The following is a 10988-nucleotide window of genomic DNA, read 5'->3' as shown; positions in this document are numbered from 1 at the left end:
GGGCGCACGGTGGATGCCTTGGCACCAGGAACCGATGAAGGACGTGGGAGGCCACGATAGGCCCCGGGGAGCTGTCAACCGAGCTTTGATCCGGGGGTGTCCGAATGGGGAAACCCGGCAGTCGTCATGGGCTGTCACCCGCTGCTGAACACATAGGCAGTGTGGAGGGAACGCGGGGAAGTGAAACATCTCAGTACCCGCAGGAAGAGAAAACAACCGTGATTCCGGGAGTAGTGGCGAGCGAAACCGGATGAGGCCAAACCAGTCACGTGTGATACCCGGCAGGGGTTGCGTGGTTGGGGTTGTGGGAGTTCTCTTTTGCAGTCTGCCGGCTGTGAGACGAGTCAGAAACCGTTGATGTAGGCGAAGGACATGCGAAAGGTCCGGCGTAGAGGGTAAGACCCCCGTAGCTGAAACATTAGCGGCTCGTTTGAGAACCACCCAAGTAGCACGGGGCCCGAGAAATCCCGTGTGAATCTGGCGGGACCACCCGTTAAGCCTAAATATTCCCTGGTGACCGATAGCGGATAGTACCGTGAGGGAATGGTGAAAAGTACCGCGGGAGCGGAGTGAAATAGTACCTGAAACCGTGTGCCTACAAGCCGTGGGAGCGTCGCGCATCGAGCTTGCTCGGTGCGTCGTGACTGCGTGCCTTTTGAAGAATGAGCCTGCGAGTTTGCGGTATGTTGCGAGGTTAACCCGTGTGGGGAAGCCGTAGCGAAAGCGAGTCCGAATAGGGCGTTGAGTAGCGTGCCCAAGACCCGAAGCGGAGTGATCTAGCCATGGGCAGGTTGAAGCGGAGGTAAGACTTCGTGGAGGACCGAACCCACCAGGGTTGAAAACCTGGGGGATGACCTGTGGTTAGGGGTGAAAGGCCAATCAAACTCCGTGATAGCTGGTTCTCCCCGAAATGCATTTAGGTGCAGCGTCGTGTGTTTCTTGCCGGAGGTAGAGCACTGGATAGGCGATGGGCCCTACCGGGTTACTGACCTTAGCCAAACTCCGAATGCCGGTAAGTGAGAGCGCGGCAGTGAGACTGTGGGGGATAAGCTCCATGGTCGAGAGGGAAACAGCCCAGAGCATCGACTAAGGCCCCTAAGCGTGTGCTAAGTGGGAAAGGATGTGGAGTCGCAGAGACAACCAGGAGGTTGGCTTAGAAGCAGCCACCCTTGAAAGAGTGCGTAATAGCTCACTGGTCAAGTGATTCCGCGCCGACAATGTAGCGGGGCTCAAGCACACCGCCGAAGTCGTGTCATTGCGATATTACCCCCAACGGGGATCGTGATGGGTAGGGGAGCGTCGTGTGCCGGGTGAAGCAGCCGTGGAAACGAGTTGTGGACGGTTCACGAGTGAGAATGCAGGCATGAGTAGCGATACACACGTGGGAAACGTGTGCGCCGATTGACTAAGGGTTCCTGGGTCAAGCTGATCTGCCCAGGGTAAGTCGGGACCTAAGGCGAGGCCGACAGGCGTAGTCGATGGACAACCGGTTGATATTCCGGTACCCGCTTTGAAACGCCCAGTATCGAATCCATTAATGCTAAGGCCGTGAAGCCGGCCTGGAGTCTTCGGACAAAGGGACGTGGTGGAGCCGCCGATCCAAGGTGGTAGTAGGTAAGCGATGGGGTGACGCAGGAAGGTAGTCCAGCCCGGGCGGTGGTTGTCCCGGGGTAAGGGTGTAGGCCGTGTGGTAGGTAAATCCGTCACACGTTAAGGCTGAGACCTGATGCCGAGCCGATTGTGGTGAAGTGGATGATCCTATGCTGTCGAGAAAAGCCTCTAGCGAGTTTCATGGCGGCCCGTACCCTAAACCGACTCAGGTGGTCAGGTAGAGAATACCGAGGCGTTCGGGTGAACTATGGTTAAGGAACTCGGCAAAATGCCCCCGTAACTTCGGGAGAAGGGGGGCCATTGCTGGTGATCACTCTTGCAGTGTGAGCTGGTGGTGGCCGCAGAGACCAGCGAGAAGCGACTGTTTACTAAAAACACAGGTCCGTGCGAAGCCGTAAGGCGATGTATACGGACTGACGCCTGCCCGGTGCTGGAACGTTAAGGGGACCGGTTAGTCAACCTTCGGGTTGGCGAAGCTGAGAACTTAAGCGCCAGTAAACGGCGGTGGTAACTATAACCATCCTAAGGTAGCGAAATTCCTTGTCGGGTAAGTTCCGACCTGCACGAATGGCGTAACGACTTCTCGACTGTCTCAACCATAGGCCCGGTGAAATTGCATTACGAGTAAAGATGCTCGTTTCGCGCAGCAGGACGGAAAGACCCCGGGACCTTTACTATAGCTTGATATTGGTGTTCGGTTCGGCTTGTGTAGGATAGGTGGGAGACTTTGAAGCGGCCACGCCAGTGGTTGTGGAGTCATTGTTGAAATACCACTCTGGTCGTGCTGGATGTCTAACCTGGGTCCGTGATCCGGATCAGGGACAGTGTCTGGTGGGTAGTTTAACTGGGGCGGTTGCCTCCTAAAGAGTAACGGAGGCGCCCAAAGGTTCCCTCAGCCTGGTTGGTAATCAGGTGTTGAGTGTAAGTGCACAAGGGAGCTTGACTGTGAGACTGACGGGTCGAGCAGGTACGAAAGTAGGGACTAGTGATCCGGCGGTGGCTTGTGGAAGCGCCGTCGCTCAACGGATAAAAGGTACCCCGGGGATAACAGGCTGATCTTCCCCAAGAGTCCATATCGACGGGATGGTTTGGCACCTCGATGTCGGCTCGTCGCATCCTGGGGCTGGAGTCGGTCCCAAGGGTTGGGCTGTTCGCCCATTAAAGCGGTACGCGAGCTGGGTTTAGAACGTCGTGAGACAGTTCGGTCCCTATCCGCTGTGCGCGTAGGAGTCTTGAGAAGGGCTGTCCCTAGTACGAGAGGACCGGGACGGACGAACCTCTGGTGTGCCAGTTGTCCTGCCAAGGGCATGGCTGGTTGGCTACGTTCGGAAAGGATAACCGCTGAAAGCATCTAAGCGGGAAGCCTGCTTCGAGATGAGGACTCCCACCCCCTTTGAGGGGTTAAGGCTCCCAGTAGACGACTGGGTTGATAGGCCAGATATGGAAGCCCGGCAACGGGTGGAGTTGACTGGTACTAATAGGCCGAGGGCTTGTCCTCAGTTGCTCGCGTCCACTGTGTGGTTCCCGGGTTGCGAACAGTCGCAATCGCTGGTTGAACCAAGTTTCACTCTTTAACTAAAAAGTGTGCTTGTTCGCTAGAACCCGATAGGGTTTCGGTGGTCATAGCGTTAGGGAAACGCCCGGTTACATTTCGAACCCGGAAGCTAAGCCTTTCAGCGCCGATGGTACTGCAGGGGGGACCCTGTGGGAGAGTAGGACGCCGCCGAACAATCTTTCAGGACCCTTGGTCCCAGCGTTCATGCTGGGACCAAGGGTCCTTTTTGTTTTTACCGAAGCGCGCCGAAGTGGTCGGTGCGCGAGAATGAATGCAGTACCGAAGACAGGAGTCACGTCGATGTCCACCAACTCTTCCGACGATCGTTCGGAGCGCCGGCCGCAGCGGCGCGACGACGGCGACCGCGGTGGTTTCCGGCGTGACGACCGGGGGGACCGGGGCGCTCGTGGCGCCAGCCGTGGCGGAGACCGCGGTGGATTCCGTAGGGATGACCGTCCGTCCGGTGGTGACCGTGGTGGGTACCGCGGGGGCGACCGGCGGGATGACCGCGGCGGTGACCGTGGCGGATTCCGGCGTGATGACCGTCCGTCGGGCGGAGATCGCGGGGGCTTCCGTGGCGGTGATCGGCGTGACGATCGCGGTGGCGACCGTGGTGGGTTCCGGCGTGATGACCGTCCGTCCGGTGGCGACCGTGGTGGCTTCCGCGGGGGCGACCGGCGTGACGATCGCGGTGGCGATCGTGGTGGGTTCCGGCGTGATGACCGTCCGTCCGGTGGCGACCGTGGCGGGTTCCGTGGCGGTGACCGGCGTGACGATCGCGGCGGTGACCGTGGTGGGTTCCGGCGTGATGACCGTCCGTCGGGCGGAGATCGCGGTGGGTACCGTGGCGGTGACCGGCGGGATGACCGTGGGGGTGACCGCGGCGGCTTCCGTAGGGACGATCGGCGAGACGACCGCGGCGGCGACCGCGGAGGCTTCCGGCGTGATGACCGTCCGTCGGGCGGCGACCGTGGCGGGTTCCGCAGGGATGACCGTCCGTCCGGTGGCGATCGTGGTGGGTTCCGTGGCGGTGACCGTCGTGATGACCGCGGTGGCGATCGTGGTGGGTTCCGGCGTGATGACCGTCCGTCCGGTGGCGACCGTGGTGGGTTCCGTGGCGGTGACCGTCGGGATGACCGCGGTGGCGATCGTGGTGGGTTCCGGCGTGATGACCGTCCGTCCGGTGGCGACCGTGGTGGGTTCCGTGGCGGCGACCGGCGGGATGACCGCGGCGGCGACCGCGGTGGATTCCGCAGGGATGACCGTCCGTCCGGTGGCGACCGTGGCGGGTACCGTGGCGGCGACCGGCGTGACGACCGTCCGTCGGGCGGCGACCGCGGTGGATTCCGCAGGGATGACCGTCCGTCCGGCGGCGACCGTGGCGGGTACCGCGGGGGCGACCGGCGGGACGACCGTGGCGGCGACCGTGGTGGGTTCCGCCGGGATGATGACCGTGGTGGGCGTCGGCCGTATGGGGCCGGGCGTGGGCGTGAGGAGCGGCGGGACGACCGTCGGGACCGGGACCGGGAGCCGATCAAGCGGCTGCCGATTCCGGAGGACGTCACGGGTGACGAGATCGACAAGGATGTGCGGCAGGAGCTGCTGAGCCTGCCGAAGACGCTCGCCGAGGACGTCGCCAAGAACCTGGTGATGGTGGCGAAGCTGCTGGACGAGGAGCCGGAGCGGGCGTACGGGTACTCCCGGGTGGCGCTGCGGCTGGCGTCCAGGGTGGCTGCGGTGCGCGAGGCCGCGGGCTTCGCGGCGTACGCGGTCGGCAAGTACAGCGAGGCGCTGGCGGAGTTCCGGGCGGCGCGGCGGATGACCGGTAGCGTGGAGCTGTGGCCCGTCATGGCCGACTGCGAGCGGGGACTCGGGCGGCCCGAGAAGGCGCTGGCGATGGCCGGCGAGCCCGAGGTGCAGAAGCTGGACCGGGCCGGCCAGGTCGAGATGCGGCTGGTCGCGGCGGGTGCCCGGCGGGACATGGGGCAGGCCGACGCGGCGGTGGTGACGCTGCAGAGCCCGGAGCTCGCGTCCAGCGCCGTGCACCCGTGGACCGCGCGGATGCGGTACGCCTACGCGGACGCGCTCCTCGAGGTCGGGCGGGAGGACGACGCGCGTGACTGGTTCGCCAGGGCGCTGGAGGCCGACCAGGGCGGCACGACGGATGCCTCGGACCGGCTCGCGGAGCTGGACGGGGTGGAGTTCACCGACGCGCTGGACGACGCCGGGACGGACCCGGCCGAGGGTGACGAGGCCGGCGACGACACCGCGCAGGGCGAAGCGGGTGCCGCGCAGGCCTGAGCCGGCGGCTGCCGCGGGCTGAGCTGACGAGAGCGAGAAGGGCGGGACCCCCGGTGGGGGTCCCGCCCTTCGGCATGTGTGGGGCAGTCAGGAGGCCGGTGCGTAGGGGGCGAGCGGGTTGCGGAGGGTGCCGATGAGCTGGAGGGCGCCCGCGGGGGCCTGGAGGTCGACCATCTCCTGGTTGTTGCGCAGCTGGAGGCGGTTGAGGCAGGAGAGCGCGAACTCCTCGGCGAACAGGTCGTAGCGGGCGAACTTGTCGGCGAGGTGGGGCGCGGACGCCCGGTAGTCCAGGACGCATTCGGCGACCGTGCGCCAGAAGGTGTCCTCGTCGAGGACGCCGCGGTCGTCGAGGGTGCCGCTCAGGAAGCGGAAGAAGCAGTCGAAGACGTCGGTGAAGACCGACAGGAGCTTCTTGTCCTCGGGGACGTCGGCGCGGATGCGTTCGACGGCCGGGGGCAGGACCGCGTCGGGGTCCATGACGGCGATCTCCTCGGCGATGTCCTTGAAGATGACGCGGTCCACGACGCCGTTCTCAAGGACCAGGATGGCGTTCTCGCCGTGGGGCATGAAGACCAGGTCGTAGGCGTAGAAGGAGTGCAGGACCGGGGTCAGGTAGGCGTCGAGGTAGCGGCGCAGCCAGGTCGCGGGGGCCAGGCCGGACTCCTCGATGAGGGCCGCGGCGAAGGATCCGCCCTCGTCGTCGGTGTGCAGGAGGGACGCCATGGTGGCGAGCCGCCGGTCCGGTTCGAGGGTGGCGACGGGGCTCTCGCGCCAGAGGGCGGCGAGCATTTTGCGGTACGGGGAGCCCTTGGCGGTGGCGGCCTCGTAGGCGCGGTGGTGGTAGCCGATGGCGGCGCGCTCGCGGATGATCGAGAAGCGGGCGGCCCGGAAGGTGTCGTCGGCGTCGATCAGGCGGGCGAGCCAGTCGTTGATGGCCGGGGTGGCCTCCATGTAGGAGGCGGACAGGCCCCGCATGAAGCCCATGTTGAGCACCGAGAGCGCCGTTTTGACGTAGTGGCCGGTGGGGGTGGTGGTGTTGAAGAAGGTGCGCAGGGACTGCTGGGCGAGGTAGGTGTCGTCGCCGGGGCCCAGGCACACCAGATGCTGCTGGGCGACCTCGGCGGCGAAGGTGACGGAGAGCTTGTTCCACCACTGCCAGGGGTGGGTGGGGAAGAGGTAGTAGTCGTCGGGGTCGAGGCCCAGGCCGGTGAGCGTGGCGGTGAAGCGGTCGCGGGTGTGGCGGGGGAGTTCGCCGCGGATCAGGGTGTCGTAGTCGAGGCCGGCGCCGGCGGTGAAGGTGGCGCGGTCGCGGCGGGCGGCCAGCCAGATCAGCTGAAGCGGGCTGGCGGTCTCCGGGGCGTAGGCGTGGTACTCGTGGATGCCGAAGCCGAGGCGGCCGTTGTTGGCGACGAAGCAGGGGTGGCCCTCGGTCATCCCGGTCTCGATGTCCTGGAAGCCGGAGCGGGCGAGTTCGGCGGCGGTGGGCTGCTTCGCGGCGAGTTTGTAGGCGGTGCCGGAGAGGGTGGAGCTGATCTCCTCCAGGTAGACGGGCAGGACCGTGTCGTTCAGGCCCAGGGAGTCGCGGAATTCGAGGAGGAACTCCAGTACGTCCAGGGGGAGTTCGCTGCCGGCGCGGTGGCGGGTGATGCTGTCGGCGTCGATCTGCCAGTGGTCCAGGGCCTGTCTGCGGGCGGTGAAGCGGTACGCGGTGGCGCCGTCGTCGCCGGTCAGCGCGTAGTGGCCGTCGGCCGGCAGGCGCTCGGGGGTGAGCAGCCGTTCGTGGGTGAACTCGGCGAGGGCCTTGCGCAGCAGCAGGCGGTTGGCGCGGGCCCACAGTGCGGGGGTGAGGTGGGCGACGGCTTCCTGGGCGGTGGGCCGGCCGGCGGCGGTCATCGGTGGTCTCCTCGGGTGGCCAGGAACTGGTCGCGGGTGCAGGTGCTCAGGCAGGCGTCTTTGGCGGGCAGGGAGACGGTGCGCAGGACCTCGAAGCCGACGGCCTTGTTGAGGGCCTGGACGGCGGTGTTGCGGGTGTCGGGTTCGACGACGACGCGGCGGGTGGCCGGGTCGGCGAAGAGCATCTCCATGACGGTGGTGAGCACGGCGCGGGTGAAGCCGTGCAGGGGGGCCGCGGCGGGGGCGGTGAGGAAGTGCATCCCGACGTCGCCGGGTGCGGCGGTGTGGACGCCGACCAGCTCCCGGTGGGCCGGGTCGTAGCGCTCCATGAGGAAGGCCGGGGTGCCGTTGTGCAGGCCGAGGAAGGCGTCGTGGAAGGGGTCGGCGGCGATCCGGGCGAATTCCTGCTCGACGGCGGCGAGGTCGCAGTCCTGCATCAGCCAGAAGACGGCCTTGGGGTGGGTGACCCAGCCGTGCAGCAGCCCGGCGTCGGCGGCCGGGTCGACGGGGCGCAGGGCGAACTCCCCGAGGGCCTCGTCGGTGCGGGTGAAGAGGGCCGGCCGCTCGCCGGGCCCGGCCTCGGCGGCGCTCGGCGGGCGCTGGCCGGGTATGTGCGCGCTGTGCTCGTTCATGCGGAGATCTCCATGGGGTGGTGCGTGCCGGCCGGGGCGGCGAACTCCTGGAAGGCGATGGCCTTCTCGACCGGGTAGTGCTCGCGGCCGAGCAGCTCGCGCACCAGGCACGAATTGCGGTAGGCGGCCATGCCGAGGTCGGGGGTGACGAAGCCGTGGGTGTGCAGCTCGGCGTTCTGTACGTAGATGCCGTGGCCGGTGGTGTCGATGCTGTAGTTGCGGGCCACGTCGTAGCGGCCGGCGTCGTCCCAGGCGATGCGGTCGTGGACCGGGGCGAGGAAGTCCGGGACGCGGTAGCGGTAGCCGGTGGCGAGGATCAGGCCCTGGGTGTCGAGGGTGAAGTCCGCGCCCTGTTCCTCCTGGCGCAGGCCGAGGGTGTAGGTGCCGGCGGCCTCGTCGTAGCGGGCGTGGTGCAGGGCGGTGTTGGTGAGCAGCCTGGTGGGGACGGGGCCGGCGAGGTTCTTCTGGTAGAGCAGGTCGAAGATGTCGTTGATCAGGGCCGAGTCGATGCCCTTGTAGAGGTGTTTCTGGGTGGCGTTGAGGTGGTCGCGGGTGGCGGCCGGGAGCGCGTGGAAGTAGTCCACGTACTCGGGGGAGGTCATCTCCAGGGTGAGCTTGGTGTATTCGAGGGGGAAGAAGCGCGGGGAGCGGGTCGCCCAGGTCAGGTGGTAGCCGTGGCTGTCGATGTCCTGGAGGAGGTCGTGGTAGATCTCGGCGGCGCTCTGGCCGCTGCCGATCAGGGTGATGCTCTCCTTGGCCTGGAGGGCCGCCTTCGCGTCCAGGTAGTCGGAGTTGTGCAGCAGGTCGCCGCCCAGGCCCTCGCAGGCGTCGGGGAGGTGCGGCGGGGTGCCGGTGCCCAGGACGAGTTTGCGGGCGCGGTGGGTGGTGACCTCGCCGGTGGGGAGGTGCTCGGCGTGGACGACGTACAGCTCCGCGGCCGGGTCGTACTCGACGGTGGTGACCCGCCGGGAGAAGCGGACGGTGTCGAGTTTGCCGGCCGCCCAGCGGCAGTAGTCGTTGAACTCCGCGCGCAGCGGATAGAAGCTCTCGCGGATGTAGAAGGGGTAGAGCCGGCCCGATTCCTTGAGGTAGTTCAGGAACGAGAAGGGCGAGGTGGGGTCGGCGAGGGTGACCAGGTCGGCCAGGAACGGGACCTGGAGGTGGGTGCTGTCGAGCATCATGCCGGGGTGCCAGTCGAAGGCCGGCTTGTCGTCCAGGAACAGGCCGTCGAGCTCGTCGATCGGCTCGGTCAGACAGGCCAGGCCCAGGTTGAACGGGCCGAGGCCGATGGCGATGAAGTCGTGAGGGGCGGACACGGGGGCTCCGATGGTGTCGGCGGTGGGAGGGTCAGCGCGCGCTGAGCGTCGGGCGGGGGCGTGCGGCGAGGTAGCTGCCGGCGTGCTCGGCGATCAGATCGAGGACGGTGGCGATGTCCTCCAGCGTGGTCTCCGGGTTGAGCAGGGTGAACTTCAGGAAGTGGCGGCCGCCGACGGTGGTGCCCGCCACGATCGCGTCGCCGGAGGCGAACAGGGCGTCCCGGGCGTGCAGATTGACCTGGTCGCTGAGGTCGGGGTCCTGGTCGGTGCTGGGGACGTAGCGGAAGACCAGGGTGCTCAGCCGGGGCTCGACGACGACCTCGAAGCGGGGGTCGTCGGCCAGCAGCTTCCAGGCGTCGGCGGCGCGGTCGATGACCTCGTCGAAGAGCGCGCCGAGGGCGGGGGCGCCCATGATGCGCAGGGTGAGCCAGAGCTTGAGGGCGTCGAAGCGGCGGGTGGTCTGGAGTGATTTGTCGACCTGGTTGGGGATGCGCTGCTCGACCATCCGGCGCGGGTTGAGGTAGTCCGCGTGGTAGGTGACGTGCCGCAGCGTGTCGCGCTCGCGGACCAGGACCGCGCTCGAACTGACCGGCTGGAAGAAGGACTTGTGGTAGTCGACGGTCACCGAGTCGGCGTGCTCGATGCCGGCCAGCAGCTCGCGGCGGCGGGAGACCAGCAGTCCGCAGCCGTAGGCGGCGTCGACGTGCATCCAGGTGCCGTATCCGGCGCACAGTCCGGCGATCTCGGGGAGCGGGTCGATCGAGCCGAAGTCGGTGGTGCCGGCCGTCGCGACGACGGCCATGGGTATCAGGCCCTCGCGGCGGCAGCGTGCCAGCTCGGCGGCCAGGTCGGTGGTGCGCATCCGCTTCTGCTCGTCGCAGGGGACGGCGATGACGGCGTCCGCGCCCAGGCCGAGGAGGGTGGCCGCCTTGTGGATGCTGAAGTGGCTGCAGGCGGAGGTGAGGATGCGCAGCCGCGGCAGGACGTCGGAGGCCCGGGCGTCGTCGGGCAGCTCGCCGCCGGTGAGCGCGCGGCGGCAGGCCTCGTCCCGGGCGAGCAGCATGGCCTGGAGGTTGGACTGGCTGCCGCCGCTGGTGAAGATGCCGTCGGCCCGCTCGCCGAGGCCGATCCGCCCGGCCGTCCAGTCGATCAGCCGGCGCTCGATGAGGGTGCCGCCGGCGCTCTGGTCCCAGGTGTCCAGGGAGGAGTTGACGGCGGCCAGTACGGCCTCGCCGACCAGGGCCGGGATCACCACGGGGCAGTTGAGGTGGGCGAGGTAGCGCGGGTGGTGGAAGTAGACGGCGTCGCGGAGGTAGACGTCTTCGAGCTCGTCGAGCGCGGCGGCCGCGTCGTGCAGCGGTGCGTCCAGGTCGACGCCGGAGACGGTGGGGGTGAGGCCGTCGACGGTGACGCCGGTGAACGGGCGGGTGGTGCCGGCGATTTTGGCGCCGATCCGGGTGACGGCCTCGGTGACCGTGCGCTGGTAGCGGTGCGCCGTGCCGTTGTGGAGCAGATGTGTCCGGCCGTCGGCCGGGTCCTCGGCGGAGTGCGCGAGGAGACTCATGACGAAGTCCTCCCTGGTGCGGAGTTGACCACGTGCTGCGCAGGGTGGGTTGTGCGCAGGGGCAGGGAGGCCCGCCCGCGACGTGGTTAGGTAAGCCTAACCTAACCCGAGCGCGA

At 67.0% G+C, this 10988-nt stretch carries 6 protein-coding genes and 2 rRNA genes (1 of these 8 cut by a window edge); 4 read left to right on the top strand and 4 right to left on the bottom strand.

The features are described 5' to 3' along the window. From ACQP17_RS08445 to ACQP17_RS08430, 4 genes are all read left to right on the top strand, one after another. Positions 1–3109, top strand: a 23S ribosomal RNA gene (locus tag ACQP17_RS08445) (it extends 14 nt beyond the left edge of the window). 114 nt (positions 3110–3223) lie between these two features. Continuing rightward, positions 3224–3340: ribosomal RNA gene (rrf, locus tag ACQP17_RS08440) — 5S ribosomal RNA — on the top strand. Positions 3341–3614: 274 nt separating this feature from the next. After that, positions 3615–4772 (top strand): hypothetical protein, encoded by a 1158-nt coding sequence (locus ACQP17_RS08435; protein WP_433860087.1) that lies wholly within the window; start codon positions 3615–3617, stop codon positions 4770–4772. Next, positions 4700–5467, top strand: coding sequence for a hypothetical protein (locus ACQP17_RS08430; RefSeq protein ID WP_433859852.1), 768 nt, complete (start codon positions 4700–4702; stop codon positions 5465–5467). Before ACQP17_RS08435 ends, ACQP17_RS08430 begins: the two co-directional genes overlap by 73 nt. 87 nt (positions 5468–5554) lie before the next feature. On the opposite strand, the gene ACQP17_RS08425 is transcribed toward ACQP17_RS08430, so the two are convergent. From ACQP17_RS08425 to ACQP17_RS08410, 4 genes are read right to left on the bottom strand one after another with little or no spacing between them, the layout of a single operon-like run. Then, positions 5555–7360, bottom strand: coding sequence for an IucA/IucC family protein (locus tag ACQP17_RS08425; RefSeq protein WP_433855708.1), 1806 nt, complete (start codon positions 7358–7360; stop codon positions 5555–5557). After that, the gene (locus ACQP17_RS08420; RefSeq protein WP_433855707.1) at positions 7357–7992 is read right to left on the bottom strand and encodes a GNAT family N-acetyltransferase; all 636 of its coding nucleotides are present in this window, start codon (positions 7990–7992) and stop codon (positions 7357–7359) included. The genes ACQP17_RS08425 and ACQP17_RS08420 overlap by 4 nt, the downstream gene beginning before the upstream one ends. Then, complete coding sequence (locus ACQP17_RS08415; protein ID WP_433855706.1) at positions 7989–9308, bottom strand: lysine N(6)-hydroxylase/L-ornithine N(5)-oxygenase family protein; 1320 nt, start codon at positions 9306–9308, stop codon at positions 7989–7991. Before ACQP17_RS08415 ends, ACQP17_RS08420 begins: the two co-directional genes overlap by 4 nt. A gap of 31 nt (positions 9309–9339) precedes the next feature. Then, complete coding sequence (locus ACQP17_RS08410) at positions 9340–10872, bottom strand: pyridoxal phosphate-dependent decarboxylase family protein (protein WP_433855705.1); 1533 nt, start codon at positions 10870–10872, stop codon at positions 9340–9342. Positions 10873–10988 lie beyond the last annotated feature (116 nt).

This window comes from Streptomyces kronopolitis (genome assembly GCF_050953795.1).
GTDB classification, from domain to species: domain Bacteria; phylum Actinomycetota; class Actinomycetes; order Streptomycetales; family Streptomycetaceae; genus Streptomyces; species Streptomyces kronopolitis_A.
Note: the sequence above shows the minus strand (reverse complement) of the source record. Positions and strands in the feature narration are given on the sequence as shown.

What these genes read in the sequence shown, in the direction of transcription:
- ACQP17_RS08425 (WP_433855708.1), bottom strand. Translation starts at nt 7,360, where the DNA reads ATGACCGCCGCCGGCCGGCCCACCGCCCAGGAAGCCGTCGCCCACCTC.
- ACQP17_RS08420 (WP_433855707.1), bottom strand. Translation starts at nt 7,992, where the DNA reads ATGAACGAGCACAGCGCGCACATACCCGGCCAGCGCCCGCCGAGCGCC.
- ACQP17_RS08435 (WP_433860087.1), top strand. Translation starts at nt 3,615, where the DNA reads ATGACCGTCCGTCCGGTGGTGACCGTGGTGGGTACCGCGGGGGCGACC.
- ACQP17_RS08410 (WP_433855705.1), bottom strand. Translation starts at nt 10,872, where the DNA reads ATGAGTCTCCTCGCGCACTCCGCCGAGGACCCGGCCGACGGCCGGACA.